Genomic DNA, 23,799 nt, shown 5'->3' on the forward strand with positions numbered 1-23,799 from the left:
TCATGCGCGTCAACGGCCTTCGGACCAATGTCGGCCTGCTTCCCGCGAAGGAGCCGAAGGGGGAGGCGGTGGTGTTCATCCACGGGATGGGCACCGACAGCCTCGCGAGCTTCTACCTGACGCTCGCGTCGCCGGTCTCCGCCGCCGGGATCGACGTGATCACCTACGACCTGCGGGGCCACGGCAAGACCGAGATGCCGGACAGCGGGTACACGCTCAAGGACTTCGTGGCCGATCTGGACGACCTCCTGCGCCAGGTCCGCCCGGACGCCCCGGTGCACCTCGTCGGGAACAGCTTCGGCGGCACGATCGCGTACAGCTACGCGTCGATGAGCCCCGAGCGCGTGCGGAGCATCGTGTGCATCGAAGCCGAGCCGCCGACCGAGGTGTGGGCGGACAAGATGACCCAGATCCTCGACTACACGGGCGAATTCCTGGCCGCGGACGAGAACTACGACTGGATCGAAGCCACCTACAGCGCGCACCACCGGCGGCTGGCGAAGATGGCGGCCAAGCGCATCATGGCCACCAGCATCACCAGGGAAGTGCCGCTCGGGCCGTTGATGACGCTGGAGGACGTCTGGTCCATCGCGTGCCCGGTGCTGTCGCTGCTCGGCCAGGACGGCTACCAGTCCGACGATCTCGACGCGCTCACGTCGCTGCTGCCGCGCGGCGAGCGGATCGTGTTCGAAGGACAGGGCCACTCGGTGCTCGTCGAACAGCACCGGCGGGTGCGGGAACTGGTGCTGGACTGGGTCGCGAGGCACGCCGATGGCTAGGTACCTGTTCGTCGTGCCGCCGCTGACCGGGCACGTCTCCCCGTTGCGGGGCGTCGCCGCGGAACTGCGCGCGCGAGGCGATCAGGTGGCGTGGGCCGGACCGGTGCCGGAGGTCCCGAGGCTGCTCGGCCCGGGGGAGACCGTGTACCCGGCGGGGGACTCGGCCGAGTTCGAGGTCGCGCGGCGCCCCGGTGCGCTGCGCGGCTTCGCGGCGCTGAAGTTCCTGTGGGAGTCCTATCTCGTGCCGCTCGCGGACGCGATGGCCGGCGGGGTGGCCGCCGCCGTCGACGCCTACGAGCCCGATCTGCTGGTGGTCGACCAGCAGGCGCTCGCGGGCGCGGTCGTCGCTGCGCGCGCGGGGCTGCCGTGGGCGACCGCCGCGAGCACCCCGTCGGAGCTGTCCGATCCGGTGTCCGCGATGCCGAAGGTGGCCGCCTGGATCGACGGCCTGCAGCAGGGCCTGTGCGACCGGCACGGCGTGCCGGCCGGAACGGGCGATCTCCGGTTCTCGCCCGGCCTGGTGCTGGCGTTCACCACGGAAGCGCTGGCAGGCGAGGCGATCGTGCGCCCGGCGGGTGAACTCCGGTACGTCGGGGCCGCGCTCGCCGACCGGAACGCCTACGAGGACTTCCCGTGGGAACGCGTGCGGGGACAGGCGAAACTGGTGGTCGTCACGTTCGGCACCGCCAACGGCGAACCCGGCGCCCGCTTCCTCACCACGGCATTGCGCGCCTTCGCGGACCTGCCGCCCGAGTTCCAGGTGGTGATCGCCGACCCCGACGGGGTGGTGCCCGCCGCGGGGACCCCGAACGTGCTGGCCGTCCGCTGGATCCCCCAGCTCGCGCTGATCCGGCGCGCGACCGCCGTCGTCTGCCACGGTGGCCACAACACGGTGTGCGAAAGCCTCAGCCACGGCGTCCCGCTCGTGGTCGCGCCGATCAGGGACGACCAGCCGCTGCTGGCGCAGCAGGTCGTCGACTCCGGCGCCGGGCTGCGGCTTCGGTTCGACCGCGCGACCGCCGGGGACATCCGCGACGCCGTGCTCGAAGTGTGCCGGACCCCGTCCTACGCGGACCACGCCGGGCGGCTGCGCGAGTCGTTCGACCGGGCGGGGGGCGCGTCCGCCGCCGCCGACCACCTCGCGCGCTTCGTCCCGGCGTCCGCCCGGATCCCCTGACACCCGCCGTCCCCGAAGAACACCTTCAGCGCATGACGGGGGTTTCACACTTCGCCCGATGTGAAAAACTCTTGCGTGTTCTTTATTTACACAAGTCGCTTCCTTTCGCCGCCTCGAGGCGGGTTCTGGTATTTTGCGCGCGAGCGTCTCGCATTATTTCCTGGTTCGCCATCCGTTCGCCCGCCGTTCAAGCGGGCTCATGCCTTCTACGTGAGAAGGCGCGCCCTGCCAGGCATAACGGGGAAAAGTTCCCGCTGCTGCCGGTTTCACCCTTTCGAAGGATGGGTGACTTACTGCCGGTAATGGGCGCAGGCGGGCGCGGGACCAGCGGTTTCTGCTTTGACATGACTTTTCCTTTACTGTACGTTTAATGACGAGGCTGATGCGTGACCATCGGTGATATCCGAGGCGGTCACGGCCCTTGGGTTGACTTCGGTGCCGCAGTCATCGGAAACGTATTCGGGTAATCCTGGTTCGGGCAATCCTCGATTCAGCAGGGCCCGATCCGAGCAGGAATGTGGGCGGTGTATCTGTCATGTCACGGCGGGAAAGACAAGTGATCGGTGTTTCGGGCACCCTGGTCCGCGGCGGCACGAGCAAGTGCTGGTTGTTCGACATCACGGACGTGCACGGTCGCGGGGCTTCGCTCGAGGACGTGCTCCTCGCCGCGTTCGGCTCGCAGGACCACAGCCAGATCGACGGCGTCGGCGGCGCGACCTCGACCACGTCCAAGGCCGCGATCATCTCGCACTCCTACGAGTCCGGAGTGGACATCGACTACACCTTCGCGCAGGTCGGCGTCGGGGTGAACGAGGTCGAATGGGGCAGCAACTGCGGTAACTGCGGTACCGCGGTCGGGCTGTACGCGGTGCAGTCCGGGCTGGTCAGGCCGCGCGGCGAGCAGACGACGGTGCGGATGCGCAACACCAACACCGGGTCGAGGATCGACGCGGTGGTCGACACCCCCGGCGGCCGCTTCACCCCGTCCGGCAACGCGACTATCCCCGGCGTGGCCTCGCCAGGTGTCGCGGTCGGCCTCGAGTTCCTCGACCCGGTCGGCAGCACCACCGACGCACTGCTGCCCAGCGGTGCGGCGGTCGACGACTTCACCCTGTCCGAGGGGGCCGCGCACGCGACGCTCGTCGACGCCGGCGCGCCCGCCGCGTTGTTCGACGCCGAAGCGCTGGGCCTGACCGGCGCGGAGACCGTCGCCGAGTTCGGCGCGGCGCTGCCGTCCCTGCTCGGGCTCCGGCACCGCGCCGGTGTCCACATGGGACTGGCCGCCCCCGGTGGGCCGGTCAGCCACGCGGTGCCCAAGTTCGGTGTCGTCGGCGCGCCGCGGGACTACACCGCGACCGACGGCACGCGGATCGCCGCCGCCGACTACGACATCTCGGTCAGGATGGCGTCGATGCACGCGCCCCACCCGGCGATCGGGCTCACCTCCACCGTCGCGGTGGCGGCCGCGGCCACGGTGCAGGGCAGCACAGTGCACGCCCACGCCAAGGCCCGCGACGGCGAGATCCGCCTCGGCACCCCCGCCGGCGTCGTCTCGGCCCGCCTGGTGCTCGACGGCGAACGGCTGACCGGGGTCCGGCTGAACCGGTCGGCGCGCGTGATCGCCCGCGCCGACATCTTCGTGCCGAGGGCGGAGCGCGTGCCGGTGGCCCTGCCGTGACCGTGACGAGCGCACGGGCGACGACCGGGTTCGGCGGCCGGTTCCTGACCCCGCTCGTGCTCGGCACCCTGCTCAACGCGGTCAACTCGTCGATGATCGCGGTCACCCTGGTGCCGATCGGGCGCGATCTCGGCGTCGGGCCGCAGCGGACCGTGTGGCTGGTGACGGTGCTGTACCTGGTGACCGCGGTGGCGCAGCCGGTGATGGGCAGGCTGGTGGACACCTTCGGCGGGCGGCGCGTGCTCACCGCCGGTCTGGTGTCGGTGCTCGTGGCCGGTCTGCTCGGCGCGCTGGCACCGTCGTTCGGGGTGCTGCTCGCGTCGAGGATCCTGCTCGGCCTCGGCACCGCGACCGGGTTCCCCGCGGCGATGGCACTGGTGAAGGCGCGCGCGACCGCGGTGGACGTGGCGGTGCCCGACCGGGTGCTGACCGTGCTGGCCACCTCCACGCAGGCGAGCATGGCCGTCGGCCCCACGTTGGGCGGTTTGCTGGTCGGGCTGGGGGACTGGCGCTGGACGTTCGCGGTGAACGTGCCGCTCGCCGGGATCGGCCTGGCACTGGCGTTGTGGTGGCTGCCGAAGGACACGGCCGCCGGTGCGAAGTCCTCGCGCGCGCCGCTGGACATCGGCGGCGTCGGGCTGTTCGCGGTCACGCTCACCGCGTTGCTGATGTTCGTGATGCGCCCGGAGGCCGCGCGGTGGCCGTACCTGATCGCCGGGCTGGCCGCGGGCGGTGCGCTGATCTGGTGGGAACTGCGGACGCGGCGGCCCTTCCTCGACCTCCGCGCGCTGGCGGGCAACCGCCCGCTGATCGCGACCTACCTCCGCCAGGGGCTCGGGTACCTGGTGATCTACGCGTTCCTCTACGGCTACCCGCAATGGCTCGCGCAGGGGTATGCGCTGCCGGAGGCGATGGCGGGGCTGGTGCTGCTGCCGATGTCGATCACCACTGTCACGTTGTCCGCGTTCGGCACCCGGCTCGGGCTCGGCGTGCGGGCGAGGCTGCTGCTCACCACCGGCACGCTGCTCATCGGTTCGCTGGCCTTGCTGCCGCTGTCGGGCGTGACTCCATTGTGGATAGTGGTGGCGATCGGGTTCCTGTTCGGCATCGGGCAGGGCATGAGCACGGTGGCGAACCAGACGGCGCTGTACGTCCAGGCTCCCGCGGATCGCATCGGCACCCTGTCCGGGCTGTTCCGCACCGCCCAGTACGTCGGCGCGCTGGCGTCGACGAGCGTGCTCGCGTGGGCGTTCGGAGCCGAGGCCACCGACGGCGGACTCACCCAGCTCGCCATTGTGCTCGCCGGTGTCGCGGCGCTGCTGACCTGCATCACCGCGTCCGACCGGGCCTTGCGCACGGTCGGCGTCAGGTGAGCTGCTGGTGGGTGTTGTTGAGGGTGCGGACGACGTCGTGGGGAGTGCCAGGGGTGAGGGCGATGTGGTCGTCGCCGGTGCGATAGGTCAGGACGCGGCCCCGGCCGGTGAGGTCGATCGCGCTGATCGGCAGGCTGCGTTCGCGCTCACCGCCGTCGGTCCGGACCGCCGTGTAGAGCTGGTGAACCGCGTCGCGGGGCGCGCACATCAACGCGGCGAGGTACTCGACGTCCGTGGGGTCGGCCGGTTCGGCGGGTGCCGCTTCCGAGGCATCCAGCACCGCGCGCGGTACCGCGACCGTCCGCACCGTCGCGCCGGGCGCCTCGGGCAGTGCTTCCAGCAGGTGGGTGGCGAGGAACCCGGGTTCGACGGGGTCGATCAGCACCACGTCGTCACCCACGACGATCCGCGCCGCGTCACGGCCGCGGGCGGCGACCAGTATCGCGGCCGTGGTGCCGTCCGCGAAGGAGTTCCACGCGTAGAACTCCCGATCCGGGGCCGTGAGCACCGCGATGGTGTTCTTCCACACCGGGTGCAGCTGATCCCGGCGGGCCAAACCCTGACGCCGCAACACATCCATGGTGTCCGCCACGAGGGTCGCGCGGGCGTCCCCGGTCATCCAGTAATGCCAGTTGGTGCCGATGACCGCGGGAAGGGAGCCGCTCGACCCGACCATGTCGCACGCCGTCACGAACATCATCTTCGGCAGCACCACCGGCTGGTCAATCACGATACCCCCGCGATCAGGGCAGCAACACGAAAAGGGCAGGAGCGGATCAGGCGCCGATGGTGGGCGGCATCACCGGCAGCCCGGTCACCGGATCGGTGATCTTCTCGTCCGCTTCGGCGACGCTGTCGTCGGTTTCGGGCACACCGAACTTGCGGTGGTGCTCGCGGTCGTCGTTCTTCCCGCGACCGCCACCGGGCACGAACCCGCCGTCGGCAGTGCCCGGCGCGCCGCGGCCCCCGGTGGCACCCCGGCCTCCGCCGGACTTGGTTTCGGTGGGGACGCCACCGGAGCGGGCGCCCCGTGCGTACCCCGTGCCGGGGGACTTGCCGTTCGCCCCACCGCGTGCGGAGCCACCGGGAACGGCCATCATCCCCGGCGATCCGATTCCAGTGCTGGTTCCGGTGCCGATCGGGACGGCGGAACCGGAAGGTGCCGAGCCGGTCGGCACCGAGGTCGATTTGCCTTCGGACATCTCCGGGGGCGCAGAGCCCGCCGCGGTCGTGCCTTCCTCGCCGTGGTGACTTCCGCTGACCGGGACGTCATCGGCGCCACCGGACTGAGGCGGTGCCGTCGGCGGCACATGACCCGAGCCAGGGCCGTCGCCGCCGGGGGACACCGGTGGGCCAGCAGGACCCGGAGTGGCAGGACCTGGACCGCCGGAGCCGGGGTGTTTCACCACCGGCTCCGGCCCCGCGGGCCCTCTGTGTCCTCCATGTCCTCCGTGTCCATCGGGCCCGTGCGGGCCCGATGGCTCGTGCCGCATGGTGAAGTCTTTCCCGTCGTAGCCGCCGAGCACCCCGTAGTCGCCGTTGAGCCCGCTCGCGCTGGCGGTGGTATCGGCCGCGTAGTGGTTGTAGAGCTCCAGATTCCGGCTCGCGGTCGCGTTGTAGCTCCCGATGGCGTCCTCGACGTCGGTGTCCCACGGCGTGATCGCGTCCCAGAAGTCCTTCTCCGGCGGTTTCGGCGGCATCGGCTCCAGATGGCGCTGGACATAGTCGAACCCGTCCGCGGTCGCGCCGAGGTTGTCGGCGTTGGCCGTGAACCGCTCCGCCGCGGCATTGGTGACTGCCCGGAACTTGTCGATGCGGGCATCCGCGCTGTCCGCGCTCTGGCCCGTCCACGACGCCCGCAACGAGGTCAGCATCTTGCCGATGTCGTCGCTGGCCTGCTGGTGGGCGGTGGCCAGATCGCGCGCGCCGCCCGTGCCCCGGTGCCAGTCGTCCGAGTGGCCGTTCTTGATGTCCTCGACGATCTGCGGCAAACCCATCGCTTGCGCGAGTTCCGGCGCGCCGGGGAACAGCGGTTCGGAGAGGAAGTCTCCAATCGCGTCGAAGGCGTCTTCCGCACCCGTCGCGATCGTGTTGACCGCTTCGCCGAGCTGGTCGAACGGAACCATGATCAAGCACCAGCCTTCTCGCGCAACGTCGACACCGCGGCATCGGCCGCACGTGAGCCGACGGTGCACGGATCGACTTTTCCGATCTTGCTGTCCCCCAAGAAAAGCCCCACATCCACCGTCGCGGTGTCGAGCAGGCCGACACTGATGCTGCAGTACCGGTCGGGTGCGCCCCCCGATGGCGTCACGCTGGCGACGGCGGGGAAACCTTGAATCGCCGGTAGTACCTTCCACACCTCGGCCTTGGGCTGCACGTTCGCGTACAAGCCGCTCAACCCGTGCCGTGATTGGGTGTCCAAGGTTACGGCTACCGCCGCGCCGCTGTCAGCTGACCAGTAGCAGCTGGCGCCGATCCCCGAAATATCATGTCGCTTCTGGTTTACCCTGTTTCCCAGGGCATCTTTTACTTGCTGCGGTGTCAAGGCCGCGCACGGATCGCCTGCCAAGGCCGAGTCGGGGAGCGGGGAAGGCACCTTCGGAGCTCCCGCGAACGGCACCGATTTCGTCGCCGACGGCAGTGGGCTGCTGTTGGTGTTCCCGGAATCCTGTGGTGCTGTGGACGGTGAGTCGGAAGGCAGCCCGCGTGAGCAACCTCCTGCTGCGGCGGCGATCACGCAGATCCCGGCGATGATCGTGATCCGGCGGGGGCTCATCCGGCGTACCCTTGACCATCGTCGGTCTTCTTGAGCTTCCTGCCGTGGTCGTGCTCCGTGCCTTCTTTGAGGACCAATGCTTTTTGGAGCCTGCCGATGAGTTCCGTCAGGTACTCGACCTCGACGCGCAAGTGCCCCGCACCGTAGGCGAACGCACCAGGCTGCTCACCCTGCCGAGTGAGCAAACCGTTGTACCCCTTGCTTGCCGGGTCCTGTGCGGGAGGCTCGAGTCGTTCCAGTACGGAGGCGTTGTCCTGCAGGAGCGTCAACTCTTGGCGGATCCTCGTCGCATCAGCGAGCAGTTGGTGCGCCTGATCGAGGTCGAGGGTGAAGCCGGATCGGCCTGCAGAAGATGCGGTCGCGTCGGCGTCGGCGATCGCCGCATCGGCGATCCGGATGTCCGCGTCACCCATCCAGCGGAACGCGCCCATCGTCCCCGGCGACTGGACGTTCGCAGGGTCGTTCATCGGCCGTGCCCTCCCCCGACGCGCGCCTGCGCGTACGCCGTTCCCCTCGGCGACACCTGGTGGAAAGGCACAGGTGGGTCGTGCCCATTCCGCTGTACCCAATACTGTAGCGGGCCGATCACGCTCAGGTGGGGCATACGTTGCACAAAGTGAAAATGGGCAAGATTTCACTCGTATGCACCAAGTTCGGCGCCATACTTTTATTATTCCGTCTCGCCATGGTATGCGTGCGGCGATCTGGTCGTGGCAGCCTCGTTGAGTAAGATCGTACATGACAAGGGGTATACCGTCCGATGTGGATGGCCACTCGGCGAGGGATGTTGCGAACTCGAAATGCTCTACAATGGATTCACCTGATTCAGGTTCGTACCAGTGTCATCGGAAACAATGGTGTCTCGATCGATCGGGGAAACGGCGTCCGGTCATCTCGCGCGGCTGGTTCCGGCCAGTACCTTGCCGGTGCGGAACGCGGAGTGGGCGAGTACGGGGCCCGCCGGTCTGGCGACCCGGCGCAGCCGGTGCCAGTCCCATGCCGGTCCGGAGCGCGTCGCGGGGACCGGCGCGGTGGTGACCGGTACCAGGGTGCGGAACCGGGTCGGCGCCGGGATGTCGCAGAAGACCAGTTCGCGTCGCCGCCGTGCCCACCAGCGGCGGGTCAGCAGCGCGCCCAGTGTCGCGCCGAGCGTGTTCAGCACGACGTCGTCGGTGGCGGCGACCCTGCCGGTGAGGAAGAGGTACTGCGTCGTCTCGATCGTGGACGACAGCACCACCGCGCCCCCGGCGACCCTGCTCACCGAGCGCAGGCGCGCCGACCGCAGCGGTACCAGCGCCCCGATCGGCAGGAGCAGCAGGAGGTTCGCGGCCGCCTGCCACAGCGGGTCCCACGACGGCAGTTCGCCGACCGCGTCGGCGATTTCGGTGCCCGGTGTGAGATCGGCGGTGCTGGCCTGGCCGGGGATGGGTTTGCCGACCAGGTACAGCACGCAGCACGCGGCGAACACCAGCACCACGTCGCAGATCGCGGTGGCGCCGGGGTCGCGGCGGCCGGATCGCTCGCGGCGCAGCGCGAGCAGGCCGCAGAACAACACGGCGGGCGGGATGCCCAGCGTGGCGAGGGTGATCAGTTCGCCGAACGTCCGGAGTAGCTGTGCCACGAAACGACTCCCTTCGGCCCGGTGCCTCGGACGTGGGTTCAGCCGGACGTGCTGGCGCCCCCGGTGCTGGTGGGCGGCGTGCTGTCCGCGGGCGGCTTCGCCGGTGCCGAGGTGGTCTGCGGCGGCGTGGTGGGGCCGGTCGACGGGGGCGGGGTCGTCGTCGGCGGCGTGGTGGGCGTCGTCGGCGGGCTCGTGGGCGGTGTCGTCGGCGGTGTCGACGGAGGCTTGGTCGGGGTGGTGGGTGGCGTCCCCGGCGTCGACGGAGGCGTGCTGCCAGGAGGCGTCGTACCCGGGGGCGTGGTGCCAGGAGGCGTGGTGCCGGGCGGCGGCGTCACCGGCGGGGGCACGGGCGTGGGGCCGGGCTCGGTGACCGGGGCGGCGGGCACGTCCGGCGCGCCGACCGGGACGGTGCTGTCCGGCAACGGGGCGACGCCCTTGCGGTACGCCTCGGCCCAGCGGATCACCGTGTCGGCGTAGGAGGCGGAGTTGTTGTAGCGCAGCACCGCCGCCCGCAGCGAACCGGGCTGGCTCAGGTCGAGGCCGCCCGAGCACAGGTAGCGCGCGGTCGCCAGCGCGGCGTCGTAGATGTTGTTCGGGTCGTTCTTCCCGTCACCGTTGCCGTCCGCGCCGTAGGTGCGCCACGTGCCGGGGATGAACTGCGACGGGCCGACGGCGCGGTCCCAGACCGTGTCGCCGTCGTAGCGGCCGCCGTCGGAGTCGGCGATCGCGGCCACCGGGCCGAAGCCGTTGAGCACCGGCCCGAGGATCGGCCGGATCGTGGTGCCGTTCGCGTCGACGTAACCGCCGCGCGCGTGGTTGGACTCGATGCGCCCGATGCTGGCGAGCAGCGCCCAGTCGAGGTGGCATCCCGGCCGTTCGGCCGCCATCAGATCGGCGGCCTTCCGGTACGCCTTGAGCGCGGTGCCGGGGATCCCGAGCGGCCCGCTCGGCAGCGAGTAGGCGACCGGGGCCAGCGCGGAGCCCGGCGCGCCGAGCGGCACCGGCGAGACCGGCTCCGGCAGGCTGCCGTCCACCGAGATCGGGCCGGACGGCACGGGTGAGAGCGGGTGCGACGGCGGCACGAGCGGCGTGGCGCCGGATGCGGACGGCTCGATCACGGCCATCGTGGTCGACGCCGCCGAGGCCACCGGGAGTACCGCGAGCGCGCCGCCGACCACCGCCAGTGCCGTCCGGTGCGGCAGCCCGGTGAGCCTGGTGGCATTGCGGGCCGCTGCGGAAATTCGGCTTCGCATAGTCAAAGCTCCTTTGCTTCGCGGAGTTTCGCGGTGCCCCGGTAATCGAGTTACCGGCCGGTAGTTCCGTGACGGTTATAGCAAACTTTGGCTGCGGTAAGGGAATTTCCCTGGTATTGCCCAGAACTTGTCACGATTACGCGAAAACCGGCGCGGGTTGTTGTCAGCCCATCAGAATGAACTGCGGCGGAGTTCCTCGCCGCGAGCGCCGCGCCGGCGACGGTGGCCGCGTCGATCGCGTAGGTGACCGGGTTGACCGTGGACAGCGCGCGCACCAACACGGGCAGGGCGTCCGGCGGAGAACATCAGCGTGAGCACCGCGATGAACGACACGGTCTGCAGCGTCTCCGGCTTGCGCGCCATCGTGGCGACGGCGAGGAAGACCCAGCTCAGGCCCCAGTCGACGATGAGGGTCAGCAGTACCGCGGTGACCGTGCCGAGCAGTCCGCCGCCGGGGAGACGCCGAGCGGCAGCACCCGGCGAGCAGCGCCACAGTTCGCCGCGGCTCACCGGGTCGAGCCCGGTGGAGTCGAGCAGTTCGTCCGCTCGCCGTTTCGCGGCGCCCTTCCCCGCGCCGAGCGGGCGCGCCACCAGCACCAGGTTGGCCCTGCCGGACAGCGCGTCGTCGAGCGCGGTGAGCTGGCGGGTGCTCCCGATCCGCCGCCGCAGCTCCGTCGACGCGCGGGCCACGTCGTACCCGCAGACCGTCGCGGCGTCCTGGTGCCGAGGAACGGCATGGAACCTCCCGCGCGCTTTCCCGGTGCGGTCTCGGGCCGAGCGGCCCCGCGGCGAACCTGGCCATTTCGCGGCGAGCCGCGCAAGAACGGCCGCGGTTCCGCTCAGCGCGGTGACAGTTTCGCGGTGGCGGTACCTGGCGGGGGTGACAGTTCTGCGCGTTCTCGTCCACAGAGGACTTTCACGGACTGCTGGTGGGACGGGGTGGCGGATCTTTGTGCTCCGCACGATGGGCGTTTCGGGTGCCGCACTCACCCCGATGACAAGAAGAATTGATTTTCGGCGCGGTACGGCCCGATTTAATGGAGGTTCTTGTGTGGCCCGCACCACCTCAGTACCGTACTGGCCGGTAAGCGAAATGGATTTCGCGGCGAACCCGTGCCCTTTCGCGAGATTTCGTGCCCCGAAGTAACTATTGTCTGCTCGAGGAAGTCTGCCTTGTCAACGGTGACTCGACGGCGCACCCGTCTGCTCGCGCTCGCTTCGGCCGTGGCCGTCGCGGGCGTTTCGTTCGTGGCGAACCCCGCGGTGGCGGGAGCGGCCAGCGCGGTCCTGCCCGCGACGTGCCCGCTTCCCGGCGGGCCGTCGGCCGTCACGACCGGGCTGACCGCGACCTTCCCGGAGACGACCGGCCCCGGCCGCGCGATCGAGGTCGGCGGCGCCGGTGCCGAACTGGTCTTCCCCGAGCAGACCGTGGCCGCGCTGAAAGCGTGGGGCGTCACCACCTTCGAGGGCGCCGTCGACGGTTCGCTGATCGTCCGGCAGGGCAGCGCCGCCGAGGAGATCGCACTCCCGGCGGTCAAGATCCCGCTCACCAAGCTGCCCGCCGCCGGCGAGCTCTGGCTGCCGCTCGGCGCTGCGGTGCCCGAGGCCAAGGCGACCGGTGGCGGCGACGTGACCTTCGAGGTCGCCAAGCTCGCGCCGACGCTGAAACTCCACGCGGTCAAGGACAACGCCCTCGTCGAAAAGGACGTTTCCTGCACGTCCGAGCCTGGCCCGCCGCGCAAACTGGCCACGGTCGGCATGCTCGCGGAGGACAGGGCACCCGGCAGGGTCGAACCCGGCACACCGCGCCAGCCGTCGGCACGGGTGGCGCTCGCCGACGACCCGCCGTACAACTTCCCGCCGACCGAGCCGACCGGCTGGCTCCGCTACGCCCTTTGGATCGACGACAGCACCACCACGATCAAGAAGCTCGGTTCGCAGGTGAAGTTCGGGCGCGGACAGTTCGACTCGGTGGTCCAGATCGCCACTTCCAAGGTACGGGGTAACTTCCGTCTGCCGCCGACTTCGAGCTACTTCGTGCCGTTCCGGATCACCCCGGCCACCGCGGATGTCGAGGTCGTCCAGGCGGAGGAGGCCGCAGGGGCCATCCAGGTGAAGTTCCCGACCTCCCCGGTGGATATCACGATCAAGGCCGATGTCGTCGTCCGCAACGCGAAGGTCGACGGTGTGCCGCTCGATGTCGGGCCGAACTGCCGCACCGCGACACCGGTGACCATTCACCTCAAGCAGGAAATCGATCTGCGCCCGCCGAAGAGCGGCGGTAAGCCGACCCCGGTTTCGACCGCGTACGACATCCCGCCGTTCGCGGGCTGCCAGGGCACCGAGGACGTCAGCAAACTGCTCACCGGCCTGATCTCCGGCCCGGACAACCCGCTGACGATGACGCTCAACGTCCGGTGCACCCCGGCGGACTGCCCGCCGCCGCCCAAGAACTGATGGACGACGAAGTCCGTTCCGTACCGCGAAAACAGGAGGTGTGATGGGCGTCGAGGTGACGGTCGACGGGCTGACGAAGTCCTTCGGTCGCCAGCTGATCTGGCGGGACGTGACGCTGACGTTGCCGAAGGGCGAGGTCAGCGTGCTGCTCGGCCCGTCGGGCACCGGCAAGTCGGTGTTCCTGAAGTCCCTGATCGGGCTGCTCCGGCCCGAGCGGGGACGGATCGTGATCAACGGCGTCGACCTCTGCTCCTGCCCGGAACGCGAGCTGTACGAGATCAGGAAGCTGTTCGGGGTGCTGTTCCAGGACGGCGCGCTGTTCGGGTCGATGAACCTCTTCGACAACGTGGCGTTTCCCTTGCGGGAGCACACGAAGAAGTCCGAGACCGAGATCCGCAGGATCGTGCTGGAGAAGCTCGAAATGACCGGACTGGCCGGTGCGGAGATGAAGCTGCCCGGTGAGATCTCGGGCGGGATGCGCAAGCGCGCCGGGCTGTCGCGCGCATTGGTGCTGGACCCCGAGATCATCCTGGTCGACGAGCCCGACTCCGGTCTCGACCCGGTCCGCACGGCTTACATCTCGCAGCTGCTGATCGACCTGAACGCGCAGATGGACGCGACGATCCTGATCGTGTCGCACAACATCAACGTGGCGCGGACGGTACCGGACAACATCGGGATGCTCTTCCGCAAGGACCTGGTGATGTTCGGGCCGCGGGAGGTCCTGCTGACCAGTGACGAGCCGGTGGTGAAGCAGTTCCTCAGCGGCAGCAGGATCGGTCCGATCGGCATGTCGGAGGAGAAGGACTCGGCGACGATGGCCGAGGAGCAGGCGCTCGTCGACGCCGGGCACCACGACGGGTCCACAGAGGACATGCGCGGGGTGGTGCCGCAGATCGAGCCGACGCCGGGGCTGCCGTTCCGCGACGCCGTGCGCCGCCGCAAGGAGCGGGTGCTGCGGATCCTGCACACGCTGCCGCCGCTGGCACAGCACGGCATCCTCGCCAGCCTCAGCCGCGAGGAGCGGGCCGCCTACGGCATCCGTCCACTCGCGACACATCGCCAGCACGGGGGCACACCGTGACCACGATGCTCGAACGCGTGCCGGCCGCGGCGGCGAACGGGATGCGCGAATTCGGCCGCATGTGCGCGATGGCGCTCGACGTGCTGGTGCAGATCTTCCGCCGCCCGTTCCAGTTCCGCGAGTTCGTGCAGCAGTTCTGGTTCATCGCGAGCGTGTCGATCATGCCCGCGATCATGGTGTCGATCCCGTTCGGCGCGGTCATCTCGCTCCAGCTCGGCGGGCTGACCAGCCAGATCGGCGCCCAGCAGTTCAACGGCGCGGCGAGCGTGCTTGCCGTGGTCCAGCAGGCGAGCCCGATCGTGACCACGCTGATCATCGCGGGCGCCGGCGGTTCGGCGATCTGCGCCGATCTCGGCGCGCGCACCATCCGCGAGGAGATCGACGCGATGGAGGTGCTGGGCGTTTCGCCGATCCAGCGCCTCGTGGTGCCGAGGGTGCTCGCCGCGATCCTCACCTCGGTCGCGCTCAACGGCATGGTCAGCGTCGTCGGCGTGGTGGGCGGGTACTTCTTCAACGTGGTGGTGCAGGGCGGCACGCCCGGTGCCTACCTCGCCAGTTTCAACGCGCTGGCCCAGCTCCCCGATCTCGTGATCAGCTCGATCAAGGCGCTGATCTTCGGCTTCCTCGCCGGTGTCGTCGCCTCGTACCGCGGCCTCAACCCGAAGGGCGGGCCGAAGGGCGTCGGCGACGTCGTGAACCAGTCGGTCGTGATCACCTTCCTGTTGCTGTTCTTCGTCAACACCGTGCTCACCGCGCTGTACCTGCAGCTCGTCCCGGCGAAGGGAACCTGAGTCGTGACGTCCATTTCCGAACGCGCGAGGGCGGGCCTGAAACGGCCCGGCAACACCCTGTTCAGCCTCGGCGACCAGCTCCTGTTCTACGTGCGGGCGCTCGCCGCCGTCCCGTTGACGGTCCGGCGCTACTTCCGCGAGGTCGTGCGCCTGCTCGCCGAGGTCACCTTCGGCAGCGGCGCGCTCGCGGTCATCGGCGGCACCATCGGCGTGATGGTCGGGATGTGCATCTTCACCGGTGTCACGGTGGGGTTGCAGGGGTTCAGCTCGCTGAACCAGATCAACATCTCGGCGATGACCGGCTTCCTCACCGCGTACTTCAACACGCGGGAGATCGCGCCGCTGGTGGCAGGGCTCGCGCTGTCGGCGACGGTCGGGTCCGGGTTCACCGCGCAGCTCGGCGCGATGCGGATCTCCGAGGAGATCGACGCGCTCGAGGTGATGGCGGTCCGCAGCATGCCGTTCCTGGTCACCTCCCGGATCGTCGCCGGGTTCGTCGCGATCATCCCGCTGTACACGATCGGCCTGCTGATCTCCTACGTCGGCTCCCGCGTCACGACGGTGATGTTCTTCGGCCAGTCCGGTGGCACCTACGACCACTACTTCACGTTGTTCCTGCCGCCGGGCGACGTGCTGTGGTCGTTCGGGAAGGTGCTGGTGTTCGCCGTCGGGGTGATCCTCACGCACTGCTTCTACGGCTACCGCGCCAGCGGCGGGCCCGCGGGTGTCGGCATCGCCGTCGGCCGCGCGGTGCGGACGTCGATCGTGCTGATCAGCGTGCTCGACCTGTTCCTCAGCCTCGCGATCTGGGGCGCGACGACGACGGTGCAGGTGTCCGGATGAGCGACGCTTGCGAGCGAATCAAGGACATCATGCGCCAAAGGGAATTGAACGCTGTCTCGCGGAGCGAGGCGATCGCATGAGCGAGCGGATTCCGAAGCGCGTGCCGACGCAGATCGCGGGTGTGGTCTTCCTATTGCTGCTCGCGATGCTGCTGGGGTTGTCGGTCGCTCTCTACGACAAGACGTTCGTCAGCGTCGCCACCGTGAAGCTGGAGACCGACCGGGTCGGCAACCAGCTCGAACAGGGCTCGGAGGTGAAGGTCCGCGGCGTCCCGTTCGGCGAGGTGCGGGCGATCCGGCCCACCTCCTCCGGCGCCGAGATCGAACTGGCGATGGACCCGGCCAGGATCGGGCAGCTACCGGACAACGTCTCGGCGCGGCTGTTGCCGAAGACCGCGTTCGGCCAGCGCTACGTCAACCTGGTGCTGCCGGACGCGCCGCACGGCACGCTCGCCTCGGGCAAGGTGATCTCGCAGGACCGCTCGTCGAACGCGATCGAGCTGGAGAAGGTGCTCGGCGACCTGCTCCCCCTGCTGCGCGCGGTGCAGCCGCAGAAGCTCAACAGCTCTCTCGGCGCGATTTCCCAGGCACTCGACGGCAAGGGGAAGCCGCTGGGGGAGAGCATCGTCCGGTTCAACGACCTGCTGAACCAGTTCAACCCGCTGATGCCGCAGTTCAAGGCGGACATCAGCAAGCTGGCCGACGTCTCGGACACCTACAACAGCGCGGCGCCGGACATCCTGCGCGCGCTGACCGACCTGACCACGACCGGGCGCACGCTGGTGGACCAGAAGGCGGACCTGCAGGCGTTGTTCGCCAGCACCACGACCGCCTCGAACGACCTGAACGCGTTCCTGCGGAAGAACTCGCGCGACCTCATCGGGTTGTCGGAGTCGAGCAGGCCGACGCTGGAGCTGCTGGCACGCTATTCGCCGGAGTTCCCGTGCCTGTTCGACTCGGTGAACCGGCTTAAACCGTTGGTGGAGAAGGCACTCGGCGTGGGTACCGGTGAACCCGGCCTGCACGTCACGCTGAGCGTGATGCCCGCGCGCGGCAAGTACGTCCCCGGCCGCGACGACCCGAGGTACACCGCGAACGCGGGCCCGCAGTGCTACGCGCCCGGCGCCGGTCCCGGTCAGGGCCGCCCGGTGGCGGCGAAGGCCTCGGCGATGTCGGCGCGGACCGCGGTCGGCGCGGACGACCTCGGGGTGGCGAACTCGCCCGCGGAGCGGCGGACGGTCGCCGAGCTGATGGGGGCGGCGCAGGGCACGAGCCCGGCGGAGATCCCGGACTGGAGCAGCGTCCTCGTCGGACCGATGCTGCGTGGCGCGGAGGTGAGCCTGAAATGAGGGGACTGATCGGCCCGCTCGTCAAGGGCGTCGTCTTCCTGGTGGTGACCGGGCTGGCGACACTCGCGCTCGGCATCACGATCGCCAACGTGGGGGTGAGCGACACCGAGTCGTACGCGGCGCGGTTCGAGGACGCAACCTCGCTCAACCCCGGCGACGAGGTCCGGATGGCCGGTGTCCGCATCGGCCAGGTCGACGAGGTCGACGTCGTCGACCGCCGCTTTGCCGAGGTGCGCTTTTCGGTCGACACCAAGCGAAAGCTCTCCGCCGAGTCCATTGTGGCCATTCGCTACCGCAACCTCGTCGGGCAGCGCTACCTTTCGATCGACCAGGGTGCCGAGCCGACCGCGGAGACCATGGCACCGGGGACGGTCGTGCCGATCGAGCGCACGAAGCCCGCGCTGGACCTCACGGCGCTGTTCAACGGGTTCAAGCCGTTGTTCCAGGCGCTTTCGCCGAACGACGTGAACCAGCTTTCGTTCGAGGTGGTGCAGGTGCTGCAAGGGGAGGGCACCACGGTCAACGGGTTCCTGAAGCACACCGCCTCGCTCACCTCGACGCTGGCGGACAAGGACCAGGTGATCGGGCAGGTGATCGGGAACCTCAACACGGTGCTCGACACGGTCAACGCCAAGGGCGACCAGCTCGCGCAGCTCGTCGACACCACCGAACAGCTCGTGAAGGGGCTCGCCTCGGACGCGAAGCCGATCGGCGAGGCGATCGGCGGCCTCGGTGAGCTCAGCAGCACCACCGCGGACCTGCTCAAGGACGGCCGCCAGCCGCTCAAGGACGGCATCAACGCGCTCGGCGACCTCTCGAAGAACCTCGCCGACAACACGCCGGTCTTCGAGCAGTTCCTGAAGAGCCTGCCGCCCAAGATGAACGCCATCGGCAAGCTCGGCTCGTACGGCTCGTGGCTCAACTTCTACCTGTGCGCCGTCAAGTCCGACGCCCCGCCCGCACCGGGCGGGCCGCCGGTCGGCGTGCCGCTGACCCAGCCGAGGTGCCGATGAAGAACCCGTTGCGAGACTTCAAGCCGTTCAAGGAGCGGGACCCGATCCTGGTCGGCGCGGTGACCGCGCTGATCATGGTGCTGCTCGGCTCCGTCACGTTCTTCGCCGACGACCTGCCGATCATCGGCGGCGGCACCGAGTACGCCGCCGAGTTCGGCGAAGCCGCGGGGCTCAAGACCAACGACGAGGTCAGGGTCGCCGGGGTGAAGGTGGGCGAGGTGTCGGCGGTCAACCTCGAAGGTGACCACGTCGAGGTGCGGTTCAAGGTGAAGAACGCCTGGCTCGGCGACCGCACCAGCGCCGCGATCAAGATCAAGACCTTGCTCGGCCAGAAGAACCTGCTGCTCGACCCGCGCGGCGGGAACGAGCTGGATCCCGGCACCCCGATTCCGAAGGACCGGACGACCTCGCCCTACGACGTCACCGACGTGTTCAACGACCTGGCGAACACCGCGGGCTCGATCGACACCGTGAAGCTGGCGCAGAGCTTCCGCACGCTTTCGGAAACCCTCGGCGCGTCGGCACCGCAGGACGTTCGCGCCGCGCTGGACGGCATGTCGGCGCTGTCGAAGACGCTCGCCTCGCGTGACAACGAGCTGACCAAGCTGTTCGACGGCACCAGCCAGCTGAGCAAGACGCTCGGCGACCGGACCGGTCAGGTGGAATCGCTGATCAAGAACGGGAACGTGCTGCTGACCGAGCTCAACGCGCGCAAGGACGCCATCGCGAAGCTGTTCGGCGGGACGAAGGCGCTCGGCGAGCAGCTTCGCGGACTGGTGGCGGACAACCAGAAGACCCTCGGGCCCGCGCTCGACCAGCTCGACCGGGTGACCACCGTGCTGCAGCGCAACCAGGACAAGCTCACCGAAAGCCTGCGGCTCGCCGGGCCGTACTACCGCCTGCTCGGCAACGCGGTCGGCAACGGCAGGTGGATCGACGCCTACATCTGCGGGCTGGTGCAGACCGGCGGCGACTGCGCGCCGAAGGGAGGCAGCTGATGGCGACGATGGTGCTCGAAGACATGGGTGTCCACAAGGGACGGCGCCAGCTGCTGCGCTGGATCGCGGCCGGCGTACTGGCCGCACTGCTGGCGTGCGCGGTGTGGGCGTTCGTCGCGATGACCCCTGACAAGCGGGTCACCGCGTACTTCTCCGCGGCGGTGGGGATCTACCCGGCCTCCGATGTGCGCGTGCTCGGGGTCGCGGTCGGCTCGGTCGATTCGGTCGAGCCGAGCGGGAAGCAGGTGAAGGTGACCCTGAGCCTGCGCGGCGACGTCAAGCTGCCTTCGAACGTGTCGGCGGTGGTGGTGACGCCGAGCCTGGTGGCGGACCGGTACGTCCAGCTTTCCCCGGTCTACACCGGCGGTGCCGAGTTCGGTGACGACGCCGAGATCCCGGCGCAGCGCACCGCGACCCCGGTGGAGATCGATCAGCTCATGAAGAGCCTCAACGAGCTGACCACCGCGCTCGGGCCGAAGGGGGCGAACGCGGACGGCGCGGTCAGCGAGTTGCTGAACCAGGGTGCGAAAACGCTGGACGGCAACGGGAAGGCCGCCGGCGAGGCGGTCCGCCAGCTCGGCGACTTCGCCCGCACGCTCAGCGGCTCCAAGGACAAGCTCTTCTCCACAGTGGACAACCTGTCGAAGTTCACCGCGATGCTCGCCGCCGACGACGACCAGGTCGACAAGGCGGGGCGGCAGCTCACCTCGATCACCAAGGTGCTCGCGGACCAGCGCGACGAGTTCTCCGGTGCGCTGACCGAGCTGACGCAGGCGCTGAGCACGGTCAAGGGGTTCATCAACGACAACCGCGGCAAGGTCAAGTCCAATGTGGACAAACTGGCCGAGATCACGAAGACGTTGTCGGCGCAGAAGGCGTCACTGGCCGAGGCGCTCGACGCCGCGCCGAACACGCTGACGAACCTGCTGGAGGCCTACAACCCGGCGACGAAGACGCTCGACGGGAGGGCCAACCTCAACGAGTTCCGCGGTATCGGCACACAGGCTGGCGGGGCGTCGGCGCAGTCCTTCTGCGCGGGCGGCTGCGCTCCCGGCGCGCGCTCGGACGGGCTCGTCGTCGCGAACGCGAGGCGCGGGGACCTGCCCGCGCTGCCGCTGCCGCCGTTCGGCGACGTGTTCGCGACCCCGGAGAAGGCAGGAGGCCGGTGATGGGCGACCGCACGAAGACCAGGGTCGTCGCGGTGGTGCTCCTCGGCGCGCTGACCGCGGGCTGCGGCGGCAGCGGCGCGGACAGCGTCTACGACCTGCCGCTACCCGGTGGTGCCGCGCTCGGCGAGCACCCCTTCACGGTCAAGGCGAGCTTCCCGAACGTCCTCGACCTGGTGCCGCAGTCCGGCGTCAAGGTCAACGACGTCGCGGTCGGCAGGGTCGAGCACGTCGAACTCGCCGCGGACGGGCGCAGCGCGGAGGTGACGCTGCGGGTCAACGGCGACGTGAAGCTGCCGGGCAACGCGATCGCGCGGCTGCGGCAGTCGAGCATCCTCGGGGAGAAGTTCGTCGAGCTGGCCCCGCCGGAGTCGGCTTCGCCGATCGGCGCGCTGCGCGACGGCGCGGTGATCCCGCTCGCGGACTCCACCATGGCACCGGAGATCGAAGAGGTCTTCGGCGCGCTTTCGCTGCTGCTCAACGGCGGTGGCGTCGCCCAGATCCAGAACATCACCCGCCAGCTCAACGATGCCCTGGGCGGTAAGGAAAGCGCGGCGCGCTCGCTGATCGGCAACCTGAACACCTTCGCCGGCGGGCTCGACGAGCACAGGTCGGAGATCACGCGCGCGCTGGACAGCGTGAACCGGCTGTCCGCAACTTTGGGGCAGCACAAGGACGAGATCTCCACGACGCTGAGCGATCTCACCCCGGGGATCAAGGTGCTCGCCGATCAGCGCGAGGCGCTGGTGGGAATGCTGAAGTCGCTGGCGTCGCTGACGAACGTCGCGGTCGACACCGTGCACAAGAGCAAGGACGACCTCGTCGCCGACCTCCGCGCGCTGGAGCCGACGCTGCGCCAGCTCGCGAACTCGGGCGCGGCACTGCCGAAGGCGATGGAGATGCTGCTGACCTTCCCGTTCCCGGACTCCGCCCTCAACACGATCAAGGGCGACTACCTCAACACGTTCCTGAACTACGACGCGAAGACCAGGAAGGCGCTCGCCGAGGCGCTGGCGGGAGGCCACTGATGCTGACGAAACTGGTCCGCGGCCAGATCGTGGTGTTCGTGGTGGTCGCCGTGCTCGGCGTCGCCTACGTCGGCGCGCGGTACGCCGGGCTCGACCGGCTGGTGTTCCACAGTGGATACACCGTGGTCGCCAAGTTCTCCAGCGGCGGCGGGGTGTTCACCAACAGCGAGGTCACCTACCGCGGGGTGGCCATCGGCAGGGTCGGCGACCTGCGGCTGACCGCCACCGGCATGGAGGCCGATCTGTACATCGACTCGGGCACCCCCGAGGTGCCCGCGGACACCGAGGCAGTGGTGGCCGACCGGTCCGTGGTCGGCGAGCAGTACGTCGACCTGCGGCCGCGCACCGACCGCGGCCCGTCCCTCCAGGAGGGCTCGGTGATCACGCAGCACGACACGTCGATCCCGCTACCGGTGGACGTGGTGCTCTCCAGCCTGTCCTCGCTCGCCGACTCGGTACCGAAGGAGGCGCTGCGCACCGTCGTGGACGAGCTGTACGACGCCACCTCCGGTGCGGGCCCGAACCTGCAGACCCTGGTGGACAAGGGGATCGAGTTCATCAAGACCGCCACCGACCACATCCCGCAGTCCACCAGCCTCGTCACCAGCTCGCAGACCGTGCTGGACACCCAGCTGCGCCTGTCCGACGAGATCAAGTCCTTCGGCGGCAACGCGAAGCTGCTCGCCGAGACGCTCAAGAAGTCCGACGGCGACCTCCGCGGCCTGCTGCCCGCGGTGCCCGCGGCGATGAACCAGGTCAGCGAGCTGCTGCACGAGTCGGGGGCGGGGCTCGGGCTCACCATGGCGAACCTGCTCACCACGTTCGACGTGCTGGAGGTGCGGCAGAAGGGGATGAAGCAGCTGCTGGTCACCGCGCCGCAGGCGGTCGCGGCCGGGGCGTCGGTGATCGGGCCGGAGGGCGCGCGCCTCGGGCTCGCGCTCACCTTCTTCGACCCGCCGCCGTGCACCGCGGGCTACGGCGGCACGCAGGCGCGCGGCGGGCTCGACACGTCGCCGGGGCAGCCGCTCAACACCGGCGCGCGCTGCACCCTGCCCTACGGCAACCCGACCGGCGTGCGCGGTTCGCAGCACGCGCCTTCGCCGAGCGGGCGCTGAGAGAAAGGAGCCGATGATGGTCAACACGCGTACCGCGCTGACCTCCGCCGCGATCGTGGTGGCGGTGGGCGCCGCGGGCTGGTTCGGCTACACGTGGTGGGACGCGGCGCACGACGGCGGCGTCCACCGCGCGGTGGCGAGAGACCAGGCGCTGCGGGCCGGCCAGCAGGGCATCGCGGGGTTCAACACCCTCGACTTCCGGCAGGCCGCGGCGGGTTACGACCGCTGGGTCGGGCTGTCCACCGGCGAACTGCACGACGAACTGGTCAAGGACGCCGACGCGAGCAAGAAGCGCATCAGCGACGGGAAGACCGTGTCCGAGGCGAAGATCCTCGATGCGGCCGTGACCGATCTCGACGACACCGCGGGTACCGCGAAGGTGATCGCCGCGGTGGAGATCGTGGTGACCCCTGAGGGCGGCAGCCCGGCGACGAAGCGGAACCGGTTCCAGGCCGCGCTGGTCCGGACCGGTGACGGGTGGAAGCTGGACGGTCTCGGCCAGGTCCCGGTCGGCGGCGCGTGAGGAAGGAAAGCGAACGATGGCTGAACAGCACACCGTGGTGGAAGCGGAAGAGCGCGACGCGGCCGAGCCGGTCGAAAAGACCGATGACGGTGAAAAGCGGGAAGGGATCGAAGACGCGGAACCGGCCGGAGCCAAGAAGAGCTGGCGCGCGATGCTGGTTGCCGGGCTCGTCGTCGTGTTCGGCGGCCTCGCCTGCTGGTTCGCGGTCGAGACCAACCAGGTTCGCGGCGGCGCCGCGGCCAACGCCGCGTACGCCGACACCACCACGACCAGCGAGGTGCTCGGCCAGGTCGGCGACGCGCTGGTGAAGGTCTTCTCCTACGCCTACGACAACCCGGGGCCGACCGACGAGGCCGCGGCGCAGGTGCTCGGAGGTGCCGCGAAGACGCAGTACCAGCAGCTTTTCGCGCAGGTCCGCGCGCAGGCGCCGGCGCAGAAGCTGGTGGTGCGCAGCCAGGCGGTGGTGTCCGGGGTCAAGGTGCTCGACGGCGACCACGCCACGGTGCTGGTGTTCCTCGACCAGAGCGCGACCAGGGGCGACGCGGGCACGGACGGCACGAGCGCCGCCCAGCTCACCGTGACGGCCGAACGGCAGCACGGGCGCTGGATCGTCACCGACCTGAAGTCGCAGTGATTTTTCGCACGCGCACGACAGGTCTCGGCGGCAGGCGATAATCTGGGTGACAGTTTTAACCCCCGGTTGTCTTCTTCTGGTGGAAGTTCTTCGATTCGTATTGTCTGGCCGGACATCACGCGGCTACGCTCATTGCGGG

General features: G+C 69.5%; 23 protein-coding genes. 16 read left to right on the plus strand and 7 right to left on the minus strand.

Annotated elements, in window-relative coordinates; translation table 11 throughout:
- Positions 1-2: 2 nt before the first annotated feature.
- The 4 genes from ABD256_RS34370 to ABD256_RS34385 all read left to right on the plus strand — a co-directional run bounded on the left by ABD256_RS34370 (position 3) and on the right by ABD256_RS34385 (position 5,007).
- Positions 3-779: an alpha/beta fold hydrolase gene (locus ABD256_RS34370; protein ID WP_344428905.1), complete on the plus strand. Its 777-nt coding sequence runs from the start codon at positions 3-5 to the stop codon at positions 777-779.
- The gene (locus ABD256_RS34375) at positions 772-1,956 is read left to right on the plus strand and encodes a glycosyltransferase (RefSeq protein ID WP_344428793.1); all 1,185 of its coding nucleotides are present in this window, start codon (positions 772-774) and stop codon (positions 1,954-1,956) included. The genes ABD256_RS34370 and ABD256_RS34375 overlap by 8 nt, the downstream gene beginning before the upstream one ends.
- A 556-nt stretch (positions 1,957-2,512) precedes the next feature.
- Positions 2,513-3,634, plus strand: coding sequence for a PrpF domain-containing protein (locus tag ABD256_RS34380; RefSeq protein ID WP_344428795.1), 1,122 nt, complete (start codon positions 2,513-2,515; stop codon positions 3,632-3,634).
- The gene (locus ABD256_RS34385; RefSeq protein WP_344428797.1) at positions 3,631-5,007 is read left to right on the plus strand and encodes an MFS transporter; all 1,377 of its coding nucleotides are present in this window, start codon (positions 3,631-3,633) and stop codon (positions 5,005-5,007) included. The genes ABD256_RS34380 and ABD256_RS34385 overlap by 4 nt, the downstream gene beginning before the upstream one ends.
- Here ABD256_RS34385 and ABD256_RS34390 read toward each other — a convergent pair.
- The 7 genes from ABD256_RS34390 to ABD256_RS34420 form a co-directional block, all read right to left on the minus strand.
- Positions 5,000-5,737, minus strand: coding sequence for an ESX secretion-associated protein EspG (locus ABD256_RS34390; protein WP_344428799.1), 738 nt, complete (start codon positions 5,735-5,737; stop codon positions 5,000-5,002). The two genes, ABD256_RS34385 and ABD256_RS34390, sit on opposite strands and share 8 nt — an antisense overlap.
- 46 nt (positions 5,738-5,783) lie before the next feature.
- A complete protein-coding gene (locus ABD256_RS34395) occupies positions 5,784-7,133 on the minus strand; it encodes a WXG100 family type VII secretion target (protein WP_344428800.1) in 1,350 nt (449 codons plus the stop codon).
- A 2-nt stretch (positions 7,134-7,135) separates the two neighbouring features.
- Positions 7,136-7,786 (minus strand): DUF3558 domain-containing protein, encoded by a 651-nt coding sequence (locus ABD256_RS34400; RefSeq protein WP_344428801.1) that lies wholly within the window; start codon positions 7,784-7,786, stop codon positions 7,136-7,138.
- The gene (locus ABD256_RS34405) at positions 7,783-8,253 is read right to left on the minus strand and encodes a hypothetical protein (protein ID WP_344428803.1); all 471 of its coding nucleotides are present in this window, start codon (positions 8,251-8,253) and stop codon (positions 7,783-7,785) included. Before ABD256_RS34405 ends, ABD256_RS34400 begins: the two co-directional genes overlap by 4 nt.
- A 422-nt stretch (positions 8,254-8,675) precedes the next feature.
- The gene (locus ABD256_RS34410) at positions 8,676-9,407 is read right to left on the minus strand and encodes a VanZ family protein (protein WP_344428805.1); all 732 of its coding nucleotides are present in this window, start codon (positions 9,405-9,407) and stop codon (positions 8,676-8,678) included.
- Between the two features lie 38 nt (positions 9,408-9,445).
- Positions 9,446-10,660, minus strand: coding sequence for a lytic transglycosylase domain-containing protein (locus ABD256_RS34415; protein ID WP_344428807.1), 1,215 nt, complete (start codon positions 10,658-10,660; stop codon positions 9,446-9,448).
- A 171-nt stretch (positions 10,661-10,831) separates the two neighbouring features.
- Complete coding sequence (locus ABD256_RS34420) at positions 10,832-11,350, minus strand: P-loop NTPase family protein (RefSeq protein ID WP_344428809.1); 519 nt, start codon at positions 11,348-11,350, stop codon at positions 10,832-10,834.
- A 492-nt stretch (positions 11,351-11,842) separates the two neighbouring features.
- Here ABD256_RS34420 and ABD256_RS34425 point away from each other — a divergent pair, with 492 nt between their 5' ends.
- The 12 genes from ABD256_RS34425 to ABD256_RS34480 all read left to right on the plus strand — a co-directional run bounded on the left by ABD256_RS34425 (position 11,843) and on the right by ABD256_RS34480 (position 23,660).
- Entirely contained in the window at positions 11,843-13,117 is a 1,275-nt protein-coding gene (locus ABD256_RS34425) for a DUF6801 domain-containing protein (RefSeq protein ID WP_344428907.1), read from the plus strand.
- 43 nt (positions 13,118-13,160) lie between these two features.
- Positions 13,161-14,201, plus strand: coding sequence for an ABC transporter ATP-binding protein (locus ABD256_RS34430; RefSeq protein ID WP_344428811.1), 1,041 nt, complete (start codon positions 13,161-13,163; stop codon positions 14,199-14,201).
- A gap of 5 nt (positions 14,202-14,206) precedes the next feature.
- Entirely contained in the window at positions 14,207-14,992 is a 786-nt protein-coding gene (locus ABD256_RS34435) for an MlaE family ABC transporter permease (RefSeq protein ID WP_344428813.1), read from the plus strand.
- A 3-nt stretch (positions 14,993-14,995) separates the two neighbouring features.
- Positions 14,996-15,835 carry an MlaE family ABC transporter permease gene (locus tag ABD256_RS34440; RefSeq protein ID WP_344428815.1) on the plus strand — a complete coding sequence of 280 codons (840 nt, stop codon included), beginning with the start codon at positions 14,996-14,998 and terminating at the stop codon, positions 15,833-15,835.
- 76 nt (positions 15,836-15,911) lie between these two features.
- Complete coding sequence (locus tag ABD256_RS34445) at positions 15,912-17,183, plus strand: MCE family protein (RefSeq protein ID WP_344428817.1); 1,272 nt, start codon at positions 15,912-15,914, stop codon at positions 17,181-17,183.
- Positions 17,180-18,196 (plus strand): MCE family protein, encoded by a 1,017-nt coding sequence (locus tag ABD256_RS34450; protein ID WP_344428819.1) that lies wholly within the window; start codon positions 17,180-17,182, stop codon positions 18,194-18,196. Before ABD256_RS34445 ends, ABD256_RS34450 begins: the two co-directional genes overlap by 4 nt.
- Positions 18,193-19,194 carry an MCE family protein gene (locus ABD256_RS34455; protein WP_344428821.1) on the plus strand — a complete coding sequence of 334 codons (1,002 nt, stop codon included), beginning with the start codon at positions 18,193-18,195 and terminating at the stop codon, positions 19,192-19,194. Before ABD256_RS34450 ends, ABD256_RS34455 begins: the two co-directional genes overlap by 4 nt.
- Complete coding sequence (locus ABD256_RS34460; protein WP_344428823.1) at positions 19,194-20,363, plus strand: MCE family protein; 1,170 nt, start codon at positions 19,194-19,196, stop codon at positions 20,361-20,363. The genes ABD256_RS34455 and ABD256_RS34460 overlap by 1 nt, the downstream gene beginning before the upstream one ends.
- The gene (locus ABD256_RS34465) at positions 20,363-21,388 is read left to right on the plus strand and encodes an MCE family protein (protein WP_344428824.1); all 1,026 of its coding nucleotides are present in this window, start codon (positions 20,363-20,365) and stop codon (positions 21,386-21,388) included. The genes ABD256_RS34460 and ABD256_RS34465 overlap by 1 nt, the downstream gene beginning before the upstream one ends.
- Positions 21,388-22,503, plus strand: coding sequence for an MCE family protein (locus tag ABD256_RS34470; RefSeq protein ID WP_344428826.1), 1,116 nt, complete (start codon positions 21,388-21,390; stop codon positions 22,501-22,503). Before ABD256_RS34465 ends, ABD256_RS34470 begins: the two co-directional genes overlap by 1 nt.
- A 16-nt stretch (positions 22,504-22,519) precedes the next feature.
- The gene (locus ABD256_RS34475; protein WP_344428827.1) at positions 22,520-23,026 is read left to right on the plus strand and encodes a hypothetical protein; all 507 of its coding nucleotides are present in this window, start codon (positions 22,520-22,522) and stop codon (positions 23,024-23,026) included.
- A gap of 16 nt (positions 23,027-23,042) precedes the next feature.
- Positions 23,043-23,660 (plus strand): hypothetical protein, encoded by a 618-nt coding sequence (locus ABD256_RS34480; protein WP_344428829.1) that lies wholly within the window; start codon positions 23,043-23,045, stop codon positions 23,658-23,660.
- The last annotated feature ends 139 nt before the right edge of the window (positions 23,661-23,799 follow it).

Origin of the sequence: Amycolatopsis minnesotensis (assembly GCF_039529815.1) — a bacterium.
GTDB lineage: Bacteria > Actinomycetota > Actinomycetes > Mycobacteriales > Pseudonocardiaceae > Amycolatopsis > Amycolatopsis minnesotensis.